At 65.2% G+C, this 20,589-nt stretch carries 17 protein-coding genes; 9 read left to right on the forward strand and 8 right to left on the reverse strand.

Annotation, left to right across the window (positions count from 1 at the left end; genetic code table 11):
- The first annotated feature begins 134 nt into the window (after positions 1 to 134).
- The 6 genes from hda to panB are packed head-to-tail and all read left to right on the forward strand — an operon-like array spanning position 135 to position 5,303.
- A complete protein-coding gene (gene hda, locus OKW44_RS24610; RefSeq protein WP_018419491.1) occupies positions 135 to 887 on the forward strand; it encodes a DnaA regulatory inactivator Hda in 753 nt (250 codons plus the stop codon).
- On the forward strand, positions 880 to 1,566 hold the full coding sequence (locus OKW44_RS24615) for a histidinol-phosphatase (protein ID WP_018419490.1): 687 nt from the start codon (positions 880 to 882) through the stop codon (positions 1,564 to 1,566). The genes hda and OKW44_RS24615 overlap by 8 nt, the downstream gene beginning before the upstream one ends.
- Complete coding sequence (gene pcnB, locus OKW44_RS24620) at positions 1,563 to 3,179, forward strand: polynucleotide adenylyltransferase PcnB (protein ID WP_018419489.1); 1,617 nt, start codon at positions 1,563 to 1,565, stop codon at positions 3,177 to 3,179. Before OKW44_RS24615 ends, pcnB begins: the two co-directional genes overlap by 4 nt.
- Positions 3,180 to 3,230: 51 nt before the next feature.
- On the forward strand, positions 3,231 to 3,773 hold the full coding sequence (folK, locus tag OKW44_RS24625) for a 2-amino-4-hydroxy-6-hydroxymethyldihydropteridine diphosphokinase (RefSeq protein ID WP_018419488.1): 543 nt from the start codon (positions 3,231 to 3,233) through the stop codon (positions 3,771 to 3,773).
- Positions 3,770 to 4,450 carry a deoxynucleoside kinase gene (locus tag OKW44_RS24630; RefSeq protein WP_018419487.1) on the forward strand — a complete coding sequence of 227 codons (681 nt, stop codon included), beginning with the start codon at positions 3,770 to 3,772 and terminating at the stop codon, positions 4,448 to 4,450. Before folK ends, OKW44_RS24630 begins: the two co-directional genes overlap by 4 nt.
- Before the next feature lie 37 nt (positions 4,451 to 4,487).
- Positions 4,488 to 5,303, forward strand: coding sequence for a 3-methyl-2-oxobutanoate hydroxymethyltransferase (panB, locus tag OKW44_RS24635; protein ID WP_018419486.1), 816 nt, complete (start codon positions 4,488 to 4,490; stop codon positions 5,301 to 5,303).
- 48 nt (positions 5,304 to 5,351) lie between these two features.
- Here the strand turns inward: panB and pabB are convergent, their stop codons facing one another.
- From pabB to grpE, 4 genes are all read right to left on the reverse strand, one after another.
- The gene (pabB, locus tag OKW44_RS24640; RefSeq protein WP_018419485.1) at positions 5,352 to 7,238 is read right to left on the reverse strand and encodes an aminodeoxychorismate synthase component I; all 1,887 of its coding nucleotides are present in this window, start codon (positions 7,236 to 7,238) and stop codon (positions 5,352 to 5,354) included.
- Positions 7,239 to 7,256: 18 nt separating this feature from the next.
- The gene (gene dnaJ, locus OKW44_RS24645; protein ID WP_018419484.1) at positions 7,257 to 8,396 is read right to left on the reverse strand and encodes a molecular chaperone DnaJ; all 1,140 of its coding nucleotides are present in this window, start codon (positions 8,394 to 8,396) and stop codon (positions 7,257 to 7,259) included.
- Positions 8,397 to 8,665: 269 nt separating this feature from the next.
- The gene (gene dnaK / locus OKW44_RS24650) at positions 8,666 to 10,615 is read right to left on the reverse strand and encodes a molecular chaperone DnaK (RefSeq protein WP_018419483.1); all 1,950 of its coding nucleotides are present in this window, start codon (positions 10,613 to 10,615) and stop codon (positions 8,666 to 8,668) included.
- A gap of 332 nt (positions 10,616 to 10,947) precedes the next feature.
- Positions 10,948 to 11,535, reverse strand: a complete 588-nt coding sequence (gene grpE / locus OKW44_RS24655) for a nucleotide exchange factor GrpE (RefSeq protein WP_018419482.1) — start codon at positions 11,533 to 11,535, stop codon at positions 10,948 to 10,950.
- Between the two features lie 364 nt (positions 11,536 to 11,899).
- Between grpE and OKW44_RS24660 the strand changes: the two genes are divergently transcribed.
- Entirely contained in the window at positions 11,900 to 12,061 is a 162-nt protein-coding gene (locus tag OKW44_RS24660; RefSeq protein WP_184002309.1) for a hypothetical protein, read from the forward strand.
- On the opposite strand, the gene OKW44_RS24665 is transcribed toward OKW44_RS24660, so the two are convergent.
- From OKW44_RS24665 to hrcA, 3 genes are all read right to left on the reverse strand, one after another.
- Positions 12,033 to 12,440, reverse strand: coding sequence for an RNA-binding S4 domain-containing protein (locus OKW44_RS24665; protein WP_018419480.1), 408 nt, complete (start codon positions 12,438 to 12,440; stop codon positions 12,033 to 12,035). The genes OKW44_RS24660 and OKW44_RS24665 overlap by 29 nt on opposite strands.
- 8 nt (positions 12,441 to 12,448) lie before the next feature.
- Entirely contained in the window at positions 12,449 to 13,519 is a 1,071-nt protein-coding gene (hemH, locus tag OKW44_RS24670; protein ID WP_018419479.1) for a ferrochelatase, read from the reverse strand.
- A gap of 178 nt (positions 13,520 to 13,697) precedes the next feature.
- The gene (gene hrcA / locus OKW44_RS24675; RefSeq protein WP_018419478.1) at positions 13,698 to 14,717 is read right to left on the reverse strand and encodes a heat-inducible transcriptional repressor HrcA; all 1,020 of its coding nucleotides are present in this window, start codon (positions 14,715 to 14,717) and stop codon (positions 13,698 to 13,700) included.
- Positions 14,718 to 14,927: 210 nt separating this feature from the next.
- Here hrcA and OKW44_RS24680 point away from each other — a divergent pair, with 210 nt between their 5' ends.
- Complete coding sequence (locus OKW44_RS24680) at positions 14,928 to 15,830, forward strand: NAD kinase (protein ID WP_018419477.1); 903 nt, start codon at positions 14,928 to 14,930, stop codon at positions 15,828 to 15,830.
- 66 nt (positions 15,831 to 15,896) lie between these two features.
- Entirely contained in the window at positions 15,897 to 17,564 is a 1,668-nt protein-coding gene (gene recN, locus OKW44_RS24685) for a DNA repair protein RecN (protein ID WP_018419476.1), read from the forward strand.
- A gap of 105 nt (positions 17,565 to 17,669) precedes the next feature.
- On the opposite strand, the gene glnE is transcribed toward recN, so the two are convergent.
- Positions 17,670 to 20,468, reverse strand: a complete 2,799-nt coding sequence (gene glnE, locus OKW44_RS24690; RefSeq protein WP_275426072.1) for a bifunctional [glutamate--ammonia ligase]-adenylyl-L-tyrosine phosphorylase/[glutamate--ammonia-ligase] adenylyltransferase — start codon at positions 20,466 to 20,468, stop codon at positions 17,670 to 17,672.
- Positions 20,469 to 20,589 lie beyond the last annotated feature (121 nt).

Here is a 20,589-nt window from a genome sequence, read left to right on the forward strand (position 1 = left end):
GGCTGGAATTCACGCGACGCGCGGCCTCACGACCCGGCGAGCACGCTTCACGACAACTGAGCGCCTGGCAACGGTCCAGGCCCCGAGGTCCGGGCCACTCGCGGCCTGAGCCTCATTTTCGGCATTAACCTACTGTGCTTCGTCAACTGACGCTCGATCTCGGCACCCCGCCGCCATCGACATTCGACAATTTCTTCGCCGGCGCGAACGCCGAGCTGGTCACGCGCCTGCGTGAGCTCGACGATGCGCTCGCCTCCGGACCGGTCGCCGATCGCACCTTCTACATCTGGGGCGAAGCCGGCAGCGGCCGCACGCACCTGCTGCAGGCGCTCGTGCACGAAGCGCCGCCGGGGCATGCGCGCTTCGCCGGCCCGCAAAGCAGCCTCGCCGCCTTCGGCTTCGATCCGCGCGTCGCGCTCTATGCGATCGACGACTGCGATGCGCTGTCGGCCGCGCAGCAGATCGCCGTGTTCAACCTGTTCAACGAAGTGCGGGCGCATCCGACCAGCGCGCTTGTCGCTGCGGGCAACGCGGCGCCGATCGGCATGACGGTGCGCGAAGATTTGCGCACGCGCCTCGGCTGGGGACTGGTGTTTCATCTTGCGCCGTTGCCCGACGACGCGAAGGCCGCGGTATTGAAACGCGCGGCGCGCGAGCGCGGCATCATGCTCGCCGACGACGTGCCGGCCTACCTGCTCACGCACTTTCGCCGCGACATGCCGAGCCTGATGGCGCTGCTCGACGCGCTCGACCGCTTCTCGCTCGAACAGAAACGCGCGGTCACGCTGCCGCTGTTGCGCACGATGCTCGCGTCGCCCGACCCCGCCGCCGCGCCGGGTTCACACGCCGCTCTTCCCGCTTCAAGTAAAATAGGCCCCCATGGCTAACCTTGCACTCTTCGATCTCGACCACACGCTCATTCCCACCGACAGCGACCACGAATGGGGCCGCTTCATGGTGAAAAAAGGCATGGTCGACGCCGAAAATTTCGCCCGTGAAAACGATCGCTTTTACGCCGACTACAAGGCCGGCAAGCTCGACATTCACGCTTATCTCATCGCCATGCTGACGCCGCTCGCGAAGTACACACGCGCGCAGCTCGCCGACTTTCACGCGCAGTACATGCACGAGGTCATCACGCCGGCCATCCAGCCGGTGGCGCTCGAACTCGTGAAACAGCATCGTGAAGCGGGCGACCTGTGCTGCGTCGTCACCGCGACCAACGAGTTCATCACGCGGCCGATCGCGCAGGCGTTCGGCGTCGACACGCTGATCGCGTGCGAGGCGGAGACCGTCGGCGGCGAGCCGCACGGCGCCTACACCGGTCGCCCGACCGGCACGCCGAGCTACAAGGAAGGCAAGATCGTGCGCACCGAAATGTGGCTCGCATCGCTCGGCAAGAGCTGGAGCGACTTCGAGCACAGCTATTTCTATAGCGATTCGCACAACGACATCCCGCTGCTCGAAAAAGTCACCGATCCCATCGCGACCAATCCGGACGACACGTTGCGCGCCCATGCGCAGGCCAAAGGCTGGCGCATCCTCGAACTCTTCCAACCCTCGTGATCAAGAAACTCATCCGCAAGCTATTCGGCCAGGACACGGCGACCGCTGACGACACGCTCTCCCCCGCCGCCAGCGTCGACGGCAATGCCAATGGCAAGCCGCCGGCGCGCGGCAAGTCCGTATCCGGCACGACCGCTTCCGGCACGGCCGCGCGGCCGCGCCGCAAGTCCGCAGGAGCCGCTGCTGCCGCGAAAGCGCCGCGCGAGCCGGACGTACCCGTCATCATTCCGCACGACGTGCACGGCATCGACCCCACGCTGATCTCGCGCAATGCGATCCGCGTGACCGAGGGCCTGCAACAGGCGGGCTTCCGTGCGTTCATCGTCGGCGGCGCGGTGCGCGATCTGCTGCTCGGCGTCAAGCCGAAAGACTTCGACGTCGCGACCGACGCGACCCCCGAACAGGTGCAGAAGCTGTTCCGCCGCGCGCGCATCATTGGCAGGCGCTTCCAGATCGTGCACGTGCAGTTCGGCCAGGAAATCATCGAGACCTCGACGTTCCGCGCGCTGGTCGATTCGCCCGCGGCCGACGCGCCGCCGCCGAAGCGTCTGAAGCGCGACGAGCTCGACCGCCGCACCCACGCGGTCGATGCGAGCGGCCGCGTGCTGCGCGACAACGTGTGGGGCGAGCAGCACGAGGACGCCACGCGCCGCGACTTCACGATCAACGCGATGTACTACGATCCGGCCACGCAAACCGTGCTGGACTACCACAACGGCATGGCCGACATGCGCGCGCGCCTGTTGCGCATGATCGGCGACCCGGCCACGCGCTATCGCGAGGATCCGGTGCGCATGCTGCGCGTCGTGCGCTTCGCCGCCAAGCTCGACTTCGACATCGACGACGCCACGCGCGCGCCGATCGAGAAGATGGCCGATCTGATCAACAACGTGCCCGCCGCGCGTCTGTTCGACGAAATGCTGAAGCTGATGCTGTCGGGTCACGCGCTCGCGTGCCTGAAGCGACTGCGCCAGGAAGGCCTGCATCACGGGCTGTTGCCGCTGATCGACGTCGTGCTCGAGCAGCCGACCGGCGAAAAATTCATTTCTCTGGCACTCTCTAACACAGATGCACGCGTGCTCGCCGGCAAGCCGGTGTCGCCGGGCTTCCTGTTCGCGACGCTGTTGTGGCACGACGTGCAGCAGCGCTGGCAGAAGTTCGAGGCCGAAGGCGAGTTTCCGGTGCCCGCGCTGCATCGCTCGATGGACGAAGTGCTCGACATGCAGACCGAAAAGCTCGCGATCCACAAGCGCTTCTCGGCCGACATGCGCGAGATCTGGGGCCTGCAGCTGCGCCTCGAAAAGCGCTCGGGCCGCAGCGCGCTGAAGCTGCTGGAACACCAAAGATTTAGAGCGGGGTATGATTTCCTCCTGTTGCGCTGCGCATCGGGCGAACTCGACGAGTCGGTCGGTGCGTGGTGGACGGAGTTCATCGAAGGAGACGCCGCCGCGCGCGAGGCATTGCTCACGCAAGGCGGGAAGGACCGGAGCCCCAGAAAACGACGGCGGCGCGGTGGCGCCGGAAGCCGCAAATCAGGTGACGGGGTGGAGGGCGGCTCGTCCGCCGAACGCACGGACAACGACGCAGGCCGCGAAGGCTCGCACGAAGACTGACGCGGCGTTCGCGGAAAAGCCGTCAAAACGATAGTTGCAGGAAGATATGCCATGACGGTTGCTTATCTTGGCCTCGGCGCGAATCTCGGGGACGCGCGCCAGACCCTGAAAGACGCGGTGGTGTGCCTCGCACAACAGCACACCATCACCGTGCTCGCCAAATCGAGCCTGTATCGCACTGCCCCGATCGACGCGGGCGGCGACGACTTTTTCAACTGCGTCGTGAAGCTGGAAACGACGCTCCCCGTGCGGCATCTGCTCGCGCTGTGCCACAAGATCGAGCATCAGTTCGGCCGTGAGCGGCCGTTCCGGAATGCGCCGCGCACGCTCGATCTCGACATCCTGCTGTATGGCGATCAATCGATCGACGAAGCCGATCTGATCGTGCCGCACCCACGCCTCGTCGAGCGCGCGTTTGCGCTGGTGCCGCTCGTCGAGATCGACGCGGCGATCGTCATTCCGCTGCATGGCCGGGCCGCCGCGCTGCTCGACAGCGTCAGCGATCAGCGCATCGAGAAGGTGAAGTCGCCCTGCCTATGCCCGATGCTCAATGCGCTGACCGGCAATTCCGCCGAGAAAGGCCGTTGCGAATGAGTTCGCCGCCGCTCACGGTCACCGCGCCGCAGCTGCGCCCGCCGTTCGGCTATATCGCGATCGAAGGGCCGATCGGCGTCGGCAAAACCTCACTTGCGCGGCGCCTCGCGCAACGCTGGTCGATGCACGAACTGTTCGAACGCTCGCAAGACAATCCATTTCTTGAACGCTTCTATCGCGACACCACGCGGTATGCGCTACCGGTGCAGTTGCACTTCGCGCTGCAACGCGCGCAGCAGGCGCAGGAAGTCAGCACCGCGCAGGCGAGCGGCACGCCGCTGATCGCCGACTTCATCACGCAGCGAAACGACATCTTCGCGCGTCTGACCTTGCAGGAAGACGAGTGGCAGTTGTACCGCGCGCTTGCCATGCGGCTCGAGGTCAGCGCGCCGGAGCCGGACTTCGTCGTCTATCTGCAGGCGAGCCCAGAGGTGCTGTTCGCGCGCATCCAGAAGCGCGCGGTGCCGATGGAGCTGCAGATTTCCGATGCCTATCTGCGCGCGCTGTGCGACGCGTACAACGAGTTCTTCTACCACTACGACCGCACGCCCGTGCTGACGGTCAACGCCGAACACCTGAATCCGCTCGACTCCGACGCGGACCTTGCGCTGCTCGCCGAACGCATCGAGACGATGCGCGGCCGCAAGGAATTCTTTGTTAAAGCCACGTCGCTGTAAGCGGCGCGGCTAGTTCATTTTTTTCACTGGATTGACCATGACTTATTTGCAGGAAGCGAGCCGGAGCGCGATCACCGTGCCGAAACTGCAGGCAATGCGCGACGCTGGCGAAAAGATCGCCATGCTCACCTGTTACGACGCGAGCTTCGCCGCGCTGCTCGATCGCGCGGGCGTCGACGTGCTGCTGATCGGCGACTCCCTCGGCAACGTGCTGCAAGGCCAGGCGACCACGCTGCCGGTGTCGCTTGCCGACATCGCGTATCACACGGCGAGCGTCGCGCGCGCGCGGCCGTCGGCGCTGATCGTCGCGGACCTGCCGTTCGGCACCTACGGCACGCGCGAAGACGCATTCAGGAGCTCGGTCGAACTGATGCGCGCGGGCGCGCAGATGGTCAAGCTTGAAGGCGGCGAATGGCTCGCCGACACGGTGCGGTTTCTGGTCGAGCGCTCGATTCCGGTGTGCGCGCATGTGGGTCTCACGCCGCAGTCGGTGCATGCGTTCGGCGGCTTCAAGGTGCAGGCCAGGACCGAAGCGGGCGCGAGCCAGTTGCTGCGCGATTCGCTCGCCGTGCAGGAAGCCGGCGCGCAATTGATCGTGATGGAAGCGATCCCGTCGCAACTCGCGGGCGAGGTCACGCAGCAGCTGCGCATTCCGACGATTGGTATCGGCGCGGGCCTCGGCTGCTCGGGTCAGGTGCTGGTGCTGCACGACATGCTCGGGATTTTTCCTGGCAAGCGACCGCGTTTCGTGAAGGATTTCATGCAAGGGCAGCCGAATATTCAGGCGGCCGTCGAGGCGTATGTGCGGGCGGTAAAGGACGGCACGTTTCCCGGCACCGAGCACACGTTCTGATGCTTCGTTGCCGCGCGAGCGCGCGGCATTCCCGTATTTTTCAGTGCTCTAACCAACTAGCCGTGCCGGCACCGCGCCGCGCAACGCGTTGCACACGAGCAGCGCTTCGGCGTTCAGCACATCCGCCCGCGTCAGCACTTTTTCACCTGCCCGCAAGCCCGACGCGTCGTCGAGCAACACGCTTCGCATTACACCTGGCAGCACGCCTGACGCGAGCGGCGGCGTCCACCATTGTCCCGCGAGCTTCACGAACACGTTCGACCTGCCGCCTTCGGTCAGTTCGCCCCGTTCGTTGAAAAACAGCGTATCGAAGGCGCCCTTCGCCTCGGCTTCGCGCCAGCCGCGGTCGTAGTCTGCCCGGCGCGTGGTCTTGTGGCGCAGCAGCGGATCGGCGGCGTGGGTCGGCGCGAACTGCGCTTCGGGACCGAGCAGAACACCAACGATCGCATCCGCCAACGGCGCAAGTATCGCGGCCGAGATCTGGGTCACCCCGCTCTTGCTCAAAGCAAGCCGCATACGATGCGGCATCTGCGCCGGGAGCGTGGCGCACCGCGCTGAAATCTCCTCACGAACGCGCGCTTCGTCGAACCCGAAGCCAAGCGTCGCGGCGCTCGACGACAAGCGCCGCAGATGTCGTTCTACGTGCCGCACGCCGTATTCCCGCGTGGCGTACATCGTTTCGAACAGTTCGAAACCCGGCTCGGCGCCCGTCAGAAAACGTGCTTTCAATCGACACTCCTCGTGCTCGTCGGCGGCCACGCTGTCGAGCACGATGCCCGCGCCGATGCCCAGGCTGCCGCGCAGACCGTTCGTGCCACCGTCTGACGCCGATGACGCGGTCAATGTCAACGTGCGAATCGCGACCGACATGCAGAAGTCGCCGCAATCGTGATCATCGCCCGGCGCATCGAGCCAGCCGATCGCGCCGGTATAGAGCCCGCGCGGCGTGCTTTCCAGTTCGTCGATCAACTGCATCGTGCGATGCTTCGGCGCACCGGTAATCGAACCGCACGGGAACAGCGCGCGCAGGATCGTCGCGAACGAGGTGCCGTCGAGCAACATCGCCTCGACCGTCGACGTCATCTGCCACACCGACGCATACGGCTCGACCGAAAACAACGCCGGCACGCTGACCGAGCCGATCCGCGCGACTCGCGACAGATCGTTGCGCAACAGATCGACGATCATGACGTTCTCGGCGCGGTTCTTCGGATCGGTGGCCAGGAACTCGGCGTTACCCCGGTCGACGGCAGGATCTTGTGAGCGCGGCGCCGTGCCCTTCATCGGCCGCGCGCGCAACGTCGGGCCGTGCTTTTCGACGAACAGTTCGGGCGAACACGACAGCACCCACGCATCGTCCGGCAAAGCGATCAGCGCGCCGAACGACACGGGCTGGCGCGCGCGCAACCGCCGATAGAACGCGAGCGGCGAGCCGAACACGTCGAAGCCGAGGCGGTACGTGTAGTTGACCTGATAGGAATCGCCCGCGCGGAGGGCGGCGTGAATCGCGTCGATCGCCGCGTCGAACTCGGCGCAATCGACGCTCTCGCGCACGTTCGCCGTGCCCGCGACCGACGGCTCCAGAGCGCCGTTGTCGCGCGTCATCAGCCACGCGTCGACCTCGTTGCGCGAAAGCTTCGCACAGCGTTCGAACAATAAAAAACGCAGCGAGGCATTGCCACGCTGCGTTTCAGAAGACCGGCGCGCATCGAAACCCATCAGCGCGCGGCCAAATTCATAATCGGCGAGCACGACAGCGTGCAAACCGCTCCGGGTATCCGCCGCGACGCTTTCGCACACGCCTTCGAGCTGCGCCGCGTCCGTGCAGACCCGCTCGCGCACGAAACCCGTGTACAAGCGGCTGGACGGAAGCGCCGCCGTTGCACCGCAATCGTCGAGCAGCGCGAACACCGCGCCGCGACTGTCCACCGTCATACTGACCGCCGAATCAAATCAATCGAAAAAGCTCTTTACGCGATCGAACCAGCTCTTGCTTTGCGGACTATGCCGCGAACCGCCTTCCACGAGCGCCTTTTCGAACTGCTTGAGCAGATCGCGCTGCGCTTCGGTGAGCTTGACCGGCGTTTCGACCTGCACGTGTACGTACAGATCGCCGGCGATGCTCGAACGCAACCCCTTGATGCCCTTGCCGCGCAAACGGAACGTCTTGCCGGACTGCGTGCCTTCCGGCACCGTGAAGCTGGCGCGACCGGCGAGCGTCGGCACTTCTATATCGCCGCCGAGCGCCGCGGTAGTGAACGGGATCGGCATCTGGCAATGCAGATCGTCGCCGTCACGCTCGAACACCGAGTGCTGCTTGATATGAATCTCGACGTACAGATCGCCCGACGGACCGCCGTTGATGCCCGGCTCGCCGTTGCCGGCCGAGCGGATGCGCATGCCGTCGTCGATACCGGCCGGGATCTTCACTTCGAGTGTCTTGGTTTCCTTCACCTTGCCCGCGCCGTGGCAGTGATTGCACGGCTCAGGGATGTAGGTGCCGGTGCCGTGGCACTTCGGGCAAGTCTGCTGGATGCTGAAGAAGCCCTGCGACATGCGCACCGAACCCGAGCCGCTACAGGTCGGGCAGGTTTCCGGCTTGGTGCCCGGCTTCGCGCCCGAGCCATGGCAGACTTCGCACGAAACCCAGCTCGGCACGCGAATCTGCGTGTCGTAGCCGTGCGCCGCCTGCTCGAGCGTGATTTCCATGCTGTAGCGCAGATCGGCGCCGCGATACACCTGCGGGCCCGCGCGGCCGCCTCCGCGTGCGCCGCCGCCGGCCGCCTGGCCGAAGATGTCGCCGAAGATGTCGCCGAATGCATCGGCAAAGCCGCCGAAACCTTGCGCGCCGGCCCCACCCATGTTCGGATCGACGCCCGCGTGACCGTACTGATCGTACGCGGCGCGCTTTTGCGAATCCGACAGCATTTCATAGGCTTCCTTCACCTCCTTGAAATGCTCTTCCGCATCCTTGTGGCCCGGATTGCGGTCGGGGTGGTGCTTCATCGCGAGCTTGCGATAAGCCTTCTTGATTTCGTCGTCGCTCGCGTTCTTTGCGACGCCCAGAACCTCGTAGTAATCCCGTTTCGCCATATCGGTTCAACGCCACCGCGCAAAGCGACGCGGTAGCTCCTTGTGAATGCTGTGGAGTCTCACGACTCGTCCGGCCGCTGTCTGCGCCGCGCCAAGGCACGGTTCAAAACAACGCCCTCCATAAAACAAACGTGCCCGGAGAGCCCCAAAAAGGCTCGCCAGGCGCGAAAACCGCTCTTGCACTCGAGGCGCCCCATGGGCGCCGATCTCGTGCAGCCGGGCCGTGCACATCGCTGTGCACGGCTTTACGGTCGGATGCCGACCTGGCTTTAGTCTTTCTTCACTTCCTTGAAGTCAGCGTCGACCACATCGTCGGCCTGCTGGCTCGCACCCGCCGATGCACCGGCACCGCCCGCCGCGCCCGCCGCCGCTTCGGCACCTTGCGCAGCCTGCATGTCGGCGTACATCTTCTCGCCCATCTTCTGCGAGGCCGTGGCCACCGCTTCGATCTTCGCTTCGATCGCGGCTTTGTCGCTCGAGTTGCTCTTCAGCGTGTCTTCGAGGTCCTTCAACGCAGCTTCGATCTTGTCCTTCTCGCCAGCTTCGAGCTTGTCGCCGTACTCGGTCAGCGCCTTCTTCGTGCTGTGGACGAGCGCATCACCCTGGTTGCGGGCGTCGGCCAGCTCACGCAGCTTGTGATCTTCTTCCGCGTTCGCTTCGGCGTCCTTCACCATCTTCTCGATTTCGGCTTCGGACAGACCCGAGTTCGCCTTGATCGTGATGCGGTTCTCCTTGCCGGTCGCCTTGTCCTTCGCGCCGACGTGCAGAATGCCGTTCGCGTCGATGTCGAAGCTCACTTCGATCTGCGGCACGCCGCGCGGTGCCGGCGGAATGCCTTCGAGGTTGAACTCGCCGAGCAGCTTGTTGCCCGCTGCCATTTCGCGTTCGCCCTGGAACACCTTGATCGTCACGGCGCCTTGATTATCATCAGCCGTCGAGTAGACCTGCGCGTGCTTGGTCGGGATCGTCGTGTTCTTGTTGATCATCTTCGTCATCACGCCGCCGAGCGTTTCGATGCCGAGCGACAACGGGGTCACGTCGAGCAGCAGCACGTCCTTGCGGTCGCCCGACAGAACCTGGCCCTGGATCGCGGCACCAACGGCCACGGCTTCGTCCGGGTTCACGTCACGGCGCGGATCCTTGCCGAAGAACTCCTTCACCTTTTCCTGCACCTTCGGCATACGGGTCATACCGCCGACCAGGATCACGTCGTCGACTTCGCCGACCTTCACGCCCGCGTCCTTGATCGCGACACGGCACGGCTCGATGGTGCGTTCGATCAGGTCTTCGACCAGCGCTTCCAGCTTGGCGCGCGTGATCTTCAGGTTCAGGTGCTTCGGACCCGATGCGTCCGCCGTGATGTACGGCAGGTTGATTTCGGTCTGCTGGCTCGACGACAGTTCGATCTTGGCCTTTTCAGCCGATTCCTTCAGGCGCTGCAGCGCGAGCACGTCTTTCGACAGATCGACGCCCTGCTCCTTCTTGAACTCGCCGATGATGTAGTCGATGATGCGCTGGTCGAAGTCTTCGCCGCCGAGAAACGTATCGCCGTTCGTGGACAGCACTTCGAACTGCATTTCACCGTCGACGTCCGCGATTTCGATGATCGACACGTCGAACGTGCCGCCGCCCAGGTCGTACACCGCGATCTTGCGATCGCCCTTTTCGGCCTTGTCCAGACCGAACGCGAGAGCCGCGGCGGTCGGTTCGTTGATGATCCGCTTGACTTCGAGACCGGCGATGCGGCCGGCGTCCTTGGTTGCCTGACGCTGGCTGTCGTTGAAGTACGCCGGCACCGTGATCACGGCTTCCGTGACGGTCTCGCCAAGGTAGTCCTCAGCGGTCTTCTTCATCTTGCGCAGGACTTCGGCGGAGATTTGCGGCGGCGCGAGCTTCTGGTCGCGCACTTCGACCCATGCGTCACCGTTGTCGGCCTTGATGATCTTGTAGGGCATCAGGCCGATGTCCTTCTGCACTTCCTTCTCTTCGAAACGGCGGCCGATCAGGCGCTTGACCGCGAACAGCGTGTTCTTCGGGTTCGTGACCGACTGACGCTTGGCCGGCGCGCCGACCAGGATCTCGCTGTCATCCATGTAAGCGATGATCGACGGCGTGGTGCGCGCGCCTTCCGAGTTCTCGATGACCTTGACCGAGTTGCCTTCCATGATCGCCACGCACGAGTTGGTCGTGCCGAGGTCGATACCGATGATTTTGCCCATTTTTACAAATCTCCTGACTTTGATCGCTGCGGAAAGCGCCCGGTGGACCCATCTGGCGGCGGGACGATCCGCTCTCAATTCATACCTGCACTCAAAATAAGTGCGGCCACATCGTTTTCAAGACCTCTTTTGCGATGCGGTCTTTAATTTTTTTCAATCACGGGGCGAGGCGCCTGAATCTTCGCTCCGAGCTCGCTCCGTCAGCCTGCGCGGCGCCCCCGGCGGGGTTCGCCGCAAGTGCCTGAATCGATGGGATCCTTGCGGCACGTAGCGATGCGAAGCGACGCAGCAGACGCCACCGGCGCAAATGCCCGGAGCGAGTGTCGACGTGATTACTTCGGCGCCGCGACGGTCACGAGCGCGGGACGCAGCACGCGATCCGCGATCACGAAACCCTTTTGCAGCACCGCGACGACGGTATTCGGCTCCTGGTCGGCCGGCACCATCGAAATGGCCTGATGGCGATGCGGGTCGAACTTTTCGCCGACCGGATTGATCGCCACGACGCGACCCTTCTCGAGCGCGCCGCTCAACTGCCGCAGCGTGAGCTCGACGCCTTCGCGGACCTTCTGCAAGTCGTCGGACGAATGGGCGACGGCCGCCTCGAGACTGTCGACCACCGGTAGCAGATGCTCGGCGAAGCTCTCGATCGCAAACTTGTGCGCCTTGGCGACGTCTTCCTGAGCGCGACGGCGCACGTTTTCGGTTTCGGCCTTCGCGCGCAGGAAGCTTTCCTGCAACTCGGCGATCTTCGCCTGAGCGTCGGCCAGCGCCTGCTCGGCGGCATCCTGGGCCGGTTCCGCGGGGCTGCCGGTATCCGGCTGTTGAGCAGCGGCCTCGGCCGCCTCGGCGGCCTGGCGCGCGGCTTCTTCGGCGGGCGTGGGATTCTGGCTCGTCGGGTTCTCTTGCGTGTTTTCCATGTCGCTGAAAGTCGTTAAAAAGTAAAAGCCAAAGGCGGTGCAAGCCGTTCCGACACAGTACGATTCATGCTTTGCAAAATCGCGACGCGCGTCGTCGCGACGATCCGCCAGACCGGACTCCAGATGGGGCCTGAAAAAGCCGTTTCAAGCGGTCCGAGGGATTTTTCGCACCACCGACGTGCAGGCGAAATGCGCCGTAACAAGCCTCAACGTGGCGCAATCAGATAGAGATTGAGTGCGGCCCGCAACTGACCTATTCTCCAGTCATGGAGCGGCAACGCCACGTTAACCCTAATCTGACGTAAGCTTACCGACACCTGACAGTCGTTCCGAAAGCCTGTTTCAGCCCATCAAGGGGAGTACCGTGAAACTGACCTTTGCAATCGGGGTGGTCGCACTGGTACTGATCGCCGGCACCACGACCATCTGCATGTCCGGTGCGGTCAACGACCACACCACCGAGTACGGGGGCGCACACGCCACCGTGGAGCAGTTTTTCAATCCCCACCTGAAAATCTGTCGATAGTGCGCCGGTCGCGTTTGGTCGGTCGGCCGTGCAGCGCGGCGGCCGGCTCGTGGTACACCTTGCGCCGCTCCTGCTCGACCTGCCGCTTCGCCTTGCTCTGCGCGGTTTCCACATAAAGCGTCTGCGCGACGCTCGCCGGACCGCGTACGTCGCATACGCCCAGCACTTCCACCTGCCACACGTAGCGCTCGATCTCGATTTCGACCAGATCGCCGACACGCACGTCCTTCGCCGGCTTCACGGCCACGCCGCCGATACGCACCCGCCCCTTGTCGACCGCCTCCGCGGCCAGCGAACGCGTCTTGAAGAAGCGCGCGGCCCACAGCCATTTGTCGATGCGCAGTTTCGCGCCCGGTTCGGTTGAAATGCGGTAGTTCATCTGCGTATTCAAGCTCCTGTCGTGTGCGGCACCGGCACCGCCTGCACGGGCCAGCCCTGCAGATGCTGCGCAACGATTTCGCCAAGCGCGGCAACCCACGGGTGCGACGCGTTCAGACAGGCGATCCGGTGAAACTCCTTGCCACCCGCCTGCAGAAATTCGTCGCGCACTTCCATGCCGATTTCCTCGACCGTTTCGAGGCAGTCGGCGGTGAAACCCGGGCAAAACACGTCAGCACGCCGCACGCCTGCCGCGCCGAGTTCCCTCAACGTTGGCGCCGTGTAGGGCTGCAGCCATTCAGCCTTGCCGAAGCGCGACTGGAACGTGATGCGGCATTCGACCGGCGTCAAATCGAGCGCCTGGATCAGCAGCGCGCCGGTCTGCTGGCATTGCTCGTGGTACGGGTCGCCGAGGTCGAGCGTGCGCTTGGGCACGCCGTGGAAACTGAGCACGAGCTTGTCGCCCGCCGCGAAATCGGGGCGGCCGTGCAGATGCCAGTAGTGATGGACCTGTGCGGCGAGCGCCGCGATGTACGCCGGGTGATCGGCGTACTGGCGCACGGTGCGGATTTCCGGCTGGTTGCGCATGCGCTTGAGCGCGGAAAAGGCTTCGTCGAACGCGGTCGCGGTGGTCGACGCCGAATACTGCGGATACATCGGCATCAGCAACACGCGCTCGGCGCCCGCGAGCTTCAGCTGGTTCAGCATCGCCGGAATGCCGGGCGTGCCGTAGCGCATCGCGTAGTCGACCAGCACCGTGTAGTCGTTCAGTTGCAGCAGATGGCGCAGGCCTTCGACCTGCTTTTCGGTGTGGACGCGCAGCGGTGAGCCCTCGGGCATCCACACCGCCGCATACTTTTTCGCAGAGCTGCGGCCGCGAAACGGCAGAATCAGCAGACGCAGAATGAGCTGCCACAGCAGCACCGGAATTTCGACCACGCGAGGATCGGACAGGAACTGCGCGAGGTAGCGGCGCACCGCACGCGGCGTCGGCGCGTCGGGCGTGCCGAGATTGATCAGCAACACGGCGACGCGATGCGACGTGGCGTTCTGCGAAGGCCGCTCGAGGTCGAAGCGCATAGGTAGCAGAAATCACCGCATCATGCGGCGAGTCGATTCAATGGAGATTCATTATAGCGGCGCGGGTTCTGTCCGGCGCCGCCAGACCCTGGCCATTCGGCCGATTGGCAGGCGCCGCGCGTTCGCGCATCATGGTCGCCACGGACTGCGATGACGCCAGTTCCGCGGAGCCCGAGAACTACTGCTGGCTGAGCGTTATGGACAACAGCCGCGCGGTTATGTCCACGATCGGAATCACGCGGTTGTAGGCCATGCGGGTCGGTCCGATCACACCGAGCGTGCCGACGATCTTGCCGTTCACCTCGTACGGCGCGGTGACGACGCTCATTTCCTCGATCGGTACCAGATTCGATTCGCCGCCAATGAATATTTGCACGCCCGCCGCGTGACTCGACACGTCTAGCAACTGAAGGAGGCTGGTCTTCTGGTCGAACACATCGAACAGCTTGCGCAGGCGCGCCATGTCCGACGAAAGATCGGCGACTTCGAGCAGATTGCGCTCGCCCGAGATCAACACGGTCTCGCCGGTGTCGGATTCGTCGGTACTTGCGGTGACGGCCGCGTGCATCAGCGAGGTCATGTCGCCACGCAGTTCGTCGATTTCCTCGCGCAGGCGGCGGCGCACCTCGTCGAACGAGAGGCCCGCGAAGTGCGCGTTGATGTAATTGGAGGCTTCCACCAGCTGCGAGGGCGAAAAGTCGCGCTGGGTGGCGAGGATGCGGTTTTGCACGTCGCCTTCGGGCGTCACGATGATCAGCAGAATGCGCTGATCGGACAGGCGCATGAATTCGATCTGCTTGAACACGTGGCTGCGACGCGGCGTGAGCACGACGCCGGCGAACTGCGACAGATTTGACAGCACGCTCGCCGCCGCGGCGACGATCTTCTGCGGCTCGCCCACCTGCAGCGTGGTCTTGACGGTGCGCGTCACCGCCTCCTCGTCGGCGGCGGATTCGACCGTCAGCATCGTGTCGACGAACAGGCGGTAGCCGCGTGGCGTCGGAATGCGCCCTGCCGACGTATGCGGACTGATCACGAGCCCCAGATCCTCGAGGTCGGACATCACGTTGCGGATCGTGGCCGGACTCAGTTCGAGGCCCGAATAACGTGACAGCGTGCGCGAGCCGACCGGCTGACCTTCGGCGATGTAGCGCTCAATCAGCGTTTTGAGGAGGGTTTGTGCGCGAGGATCTAGCATGACGAAAAATTTTAGCTCAATGGCACCGCAGCCGCGAGCGCCCGCGGCGCCCGCTCCCGGCGAATGCGCCGCCGTCAGCAGGCTCGCACGTCATCAGGTCTTCACCATTCTAACGATAATCGCGACATACGCAGACGCCCTGCGTGCGCCGCCCCACAACCGGGTTGGTCGGCGGTTCTTTTCAGGCCCTACCTATGGTGTAATGCCGGCATGCAAGTGACCAGCCAGTTCAAGACCGTCGCGCTCGTCGGGCGCAGCAATACGCCAGGCATCGGCGAGCCGCTGACCGCGCTCGCCGCGTGCATCGCAAAGCTCGGCCTCGAAGTCGTGTTCGAAGCCGACACCGCCGCCGAAATCGGCGTGACCGACTATCCGGCGCTGCGTCTCGCCGAGATCGGCGCGCGCGCCGACGTCGCCGTGGTGCTCGGCGGCGACGGCACGATGCTCGGCATCGGCCGCCAGCTCGCGCCGTATCGCACGCCCTTGATCGGCATCAACCACGGGCGCCTCGGCTTCATCACGGACATCCCGATCTCCGACATGCGCGAGATCGTGCCGCAGATGCTGTCCGGCAATTTCGAGCGCGAGGAGCGCGTGCTGCTCGAAGCGCGCATCGTGCGCGACGGCACGCCGATCTACCACGCGCTCGCGTTCAACGACGTGGTGGTCAACCGCAGCGGCTTCTCGGGCATGGCGGAGCTGCGCGTGTCGGTCGACGGACGCTTCATGTACAACCAGCGCTCGGACGGCCTGATCGTCGCGACGCCGACCGGCTCGACCGCGTACGCGCTGTCCTCGCAGGGGCCGATCCTGCATCCGCAACTACAGGGCATCGTGCTCGTGCCGATCGCGCCGCACGCGCTGTCGAACCGGCCGATCGTGCTGCCCGACGAATCGAAGGTCGGCATCCAGATCGTTTCCGGGCGCGAAGTGAACGTCAATTTCGACATGCAGTCGTTCACGTCGCTGGAGCTCGGTGACACGATCGAGGTGCGCCGTTCGCGCCACACGGTGCCGATGCTGCATCCGGTCGGCTACAGCTACTACGCGACGCTACGCAAGAAGCTGCACTGGCACGAGTACCCGTCGCACGAAGAAGACCCGAGGCCGTAAGCGGCACTTTGATTTCGCACGCCGCCGCGGCCGCCACCCGAATCCCAAGCTCACCCGACGACCTCCATGCTTCGCCACCTCTCGATACGCGACTTCGTCATCGTCGCCGCGCTCGACCTTGAATTCGACAGCGGCTTTACCGTTTTCTCGGGCGAAACTGGCGCCGGCAAATCGATCCTGATCGACGCGCTCGCGCTGGCACTAGGCGCGCGCGCCGAGGCGAGCGTCGTGCGCACCGGCGAGAGCCGCGCCGACATCACCGCGGAGTTCGAGACGCACGCACAGGTCGATCAATGGCTCGACACGCAGGCGCTCGGCGCGGCTGACGACGGCCAGCACGGCGGCACCGTGATGCTGCGGCGGGTGGTCGACGCGAACGGCCGCTCGCGCGCGTTCATCAACGGTACGGCGGCCACGCTCGCGCAGCTGCGCGAGGTCGGCGAGATGCTCGTCGATATTCACGGCCAGCACGCGCACCAGTTGCTGATGCGCCCGGACGCGCAGCGCGAGCTGTTCGACACGCACGCGGGCCTGTCCGACCTGGCCGCCGCCGTAACGCGCGCGTGGCGCACGTTGCGCGACAAGGCGCAGGCCGTCGAGCAGGCGCAAACGCGCGATCGCGAGCTGCAACTCGAACGCGAGCGACTCGCGTGGCAACTCACTGAACTCGACAAGCTCGCGCCACAGCCGGGCGAATGGGAAGAAGTCAACACCGAGCATCGGCGGCTGTCGCATTCCGCGAATCTGATCGACGGCGTGCAGGGAGCGCTCGGCGCGCTGTCCGAATCGGACGACGCGATGATCACGCATCTCGGTTCGATCGTGTCGAAGGTGCGCGACCTCGCGGAGATCGACCCAGCGCTGAACGACGTGCTCGCCGCGCTCGAACCGGCCGAAATCCAGTTGCAGGAAGCCGCGTATTCGCTGAGCCACTACGCGCAGAAGCTCGAGCTCGATCCGGAGCGGCTCGCGCAGGTCGAAAAGCGCCTCGACGCGCTGCACTCGGCTGCGCGCAAGTTTCGCCTGCGGCCTGAGACGCTGCCGGAAGAACACGCAGAGCGGCGCAAGCAGTTGGCCGCGCTCGACGCCGCCGCCGACCTCGACGGCCTGCGCGCCGCCGAGGCGCAAGCGAAGGAAGTGTTCGTCGCCGAGGCGAAAAAGCTGTCGAAGGCACGCGCGAAAGCAGGCAAGGCGCTCGGCGAGGCGGTCACGACCGGCATGCAGGAACTGTCGATGAAAGGCGGCAGCTTCGAGGTCGCGCTGGTGCCGCTGCTCGAAGGCGGCGCGCACGGGCTCGAGCAGATCGAGTTTCGCGTCGCCGGTCATGCCGGCGTGCCGCTGCGGCCGCTCGCGAAGGTTGCGTCAGGCGGCGAACTCGCGCGTATCAGTCTCGCGCTCGCAGTGATCGCGAGCGCGGCCAGCCCGACACCGACGCTGATCTTCGACGAAGTGGATACGGGCATCGGCGGCGGCGTGGCCGAAGTGGTCGGACGGCTATTGCATCAGCTCGGCGAGGCGCGCCAGGTGCTGTGCGTGACCCATCTGCCGCAGGTCGCCGCGCGCGGCGATCATCATTTCCAGGTCGCAAAGACGAGCAACGGCACCGGCGGCACGCTCAGCAGCGTGAGCTCGCTCGACAAGGCGAGCCGCATCGAGGAAGTCGCGCGAATGCTCGGCGGCCTCGAAATCACGGCGACCACGCGCAAGCACGCGAAGGAAATGCTGGCCGCCTGAAATTGCGCCGCGCATAGACGGCCGCACACGGCTGGGTCGGCCTGGCCGGGACGTCACACCGATCCCGGCCGCGCATGATGCGCTACGCGAAGTGCGTGAGCGTCATTACCCAAACACCCTCTTCCACAACGCCAGCACCGCCTCGCGCTCGGCCGAGACCAGCGCCGGATCGACCCGCGCCTTCTCCATCCCATCGAGCCGCAGCGTGTGCTGCAGCTTGCGATAGCGCCGATAGGCGGCGCCGACCGTCTCCGCTTCCGCTTCGCTCATCAGCCCGAAACGCGACACCTCACGCAGCAGCGCGATATTGCCGGTATTGCGGATCAGCTCGGGATCGCGCGCCGCATGCAGCAGCACCCAGTACTGCACGGTGAACTCGATATCGACCATGCCGCCGCGGTCGTGCTTCAGGTCGAACAGCGCCGGCGTATGGTTCGGGTGTCCCGCCTCGACACGCGCGCGCATCTCGACGATCTCTTTCGCGAGCGGCGCCGCTTCGCGCGGCGTCGTCAGCACCTGTTCGCGGATCGCCTCGAACTTCGCGCCGATCTCCGGATCGCCCGCGCAGTAGCGCGCACGCGTCAGCGCCTGATGCTCCCACACCCACGCGGTATTCGCCGCGTCGCCCTCGCGCAACTGGTAGCGGCGGAACGCATCGAGGTCGGTGACGAGCAGGCCCGACTCGCCGTTGGGCCGCAGCCGCAGGTCGATGTCGAACAATGTGCCGGCGCCGGTCGCGGTGGTCAGCCATGTGATCAGACGCCGTGTGTAGGTTGCGTAGACGTCGGCGGCGGCATCGTCGGGATCGTCGTACAGGAAGATCAGGTCGAGGTCCGACGCGTAGCCGAGCTCCTTGCCGCCGAGCTTGCCGTAGGCGATCACCGCGAAGCGCGGCACGTCGCGATGACGTTTGGCCAACTGCTTCCACACGGCTTCGATCGTCACGTCGAGCACTGCGTCGGCGAGCTCGGACAGCCGGTCGCTGACGTGCTCGACGGACAGCTTGCCGGCAAGATCGATCAGCAGAATGCGGAACACCTCGGCCTGATGCGCGTGACGCAGCAGATCCATCTGCTGCTCGACGCCATCGGCGGCGGCGAGCCGCAAACACAGCGTACGCTTGAATTCAGCCCAGTCGAACGGACTGTTGATCGCCTCGACGTCGAGCAGCTCGTCGAGCAGCTGCGGATGGCGGATCAGATAGCCGGCCGCCCAGCGCGAGCCGCCCAGCACCGACAGCACCTGGTGCAGCGCCTGCGGATACTCGGTCAGAAGCGCCAGATACGCGCCGCGCCGGCTCACCGCTTCGAGCAGATCGAACAGGCGGGCGACCGTATCGCCGCGCCGCCCGGCCGGCTCCAGCGTGCGCGCGGCTTCGAGCGCGCGCTGCGCGACGATGTCGAAACGCTGCCGGCTGCGCTCGTTCAGGCCCGCGTAGCGCGACGAACGCCACACCGCCTGCAGCCGGGCGAGCAGCTCACCGGGCTCGGCCACCCCCAGTTCGACGAGGCGCGCGCGCAGTGCGTCGTCGGCGCTATCGTCGGCGAGCGCGCTGCTCCACACCCACGCGGCCGCGCCGTCCTCGGGCGCGCCGCAACCGTCGCGGCCGCCCACCTTGTCGGCGAAAATCTGGTCGAACTGCTGTTCGACGAACTCGCGATGCGCGTCGAGCTTCGTCATCAATTGCGGGTAGTCGTCGCAGCCCATCGCGCGCGCGAGCGCCATGCGGTCTTCGGCATCGATGGGCATTGCGTGGGTCTGCGCGTCGTTGCGATATTGCAAACGATGCTCGAGCTCCCGCAGAAAGCGATACGCCTGCGACAGCTTCACGCACACCGACGGGTCCATCAACCCATGCGTGGCCGCGTGGCGCAGCACGGCGAGCGTCGGCCGCACGCGAAAGCCGGCGTCCTGGCCGCCGCGGATCAGCTGGAACACCTGCGCGCTGAATTCGATTTCACGGATGCCGCCACGGCCGAGCTTGATGTCGTCGGCCTTGTCGGGGCGCATCGACGCGCGGCGCTGCGCCTCCTGGCGGATCTGCAGATGCAGCGCGCGAATCGCGCTGATCACGCCGAAATCCAGATAGCGTCGATAGACGAACGGCGTGACGATCGCCCCGAGTTGCTTCTGCAGCCGCTGCGCCGAGGCGCTCGCGCCCTCGGACACGAGCCGGCCCTTGATCCACGCGTAGCGCTCCCACTCGCGGCCCTGCACATAGAAATACTCTTCGAGCATGCCGAGGCTGCATACGAGCGGCCCCGAATCGCCGTTCGGCCGCAGACGCATATCGACGCGAAACACGTAGCCGTCGGCGGTGACTTCGGCGAGCGCGCCGATCAGCCGCTTGCCGAGCCGCGTGAAGAACTCCTGGGTCGCGAGCGGCGAGCGCTGGCCGCCGGCGGTCTCGCCGTCGTCCTCATAGACGAAGATCAGGTCGATATCCGACGACACGTTCAGCTCGCGCCCGCCGAGCTTGCCCATACCGACCACGCCGAGCGTGAGCCGTTCGCCCTGCTGGTCGCGCGGCTCGCCATACAGCGCTTCGAGCTCGGCGCTCAGCACCGTCAGCGCGCGCTGGATCGTCGTTTCCGCGAGATCGGTCATCGCGCCGGTGACTTCGGCGATATCGGCCTCACCGGCCAGGTCGCGCTCCATCACCGCGCAGAATACTTCGGTGCGCAGCTGGCGCAGCGCGCGCTTCAGCGCATCTTCGTTGACCGGCGCACCGGCTGGGCCCGCCGCCTCGGCGCACAGTTCGTCGAGACGCGCGTCGATGCGCTCGCGCGTCAGCGGTTCGTCGGCCAGCGCGCCGACATGCGCGACCAGTTGCGGGCGGGCCGCGGCGGCGCGCGCGGCATAGTGCGAATAGCTGGAACTCAGGAGGGTGGCGTCAGTCATCAAAAATCTGGCTCGCTCGTTGCTTGATCGAATTTGTCCGGCGGTATTCTGACGGTGTACGGTGTCGTTCCGGGGTCGTTGTCGTGTCGTTCCGTCGTGCCATCGGCATGCGGCGACAAGCGTG

This window comes from Paraburkholderia lebeckiae (assembly GCF_050436325.1).
Classification (GTDB): Bacteria; Pseudomonadota; Gammaproteobacteria; order Burkholderiales; family Burkholderiaceae; genus Paraburkholderia; species Paraburkholderia tuberum.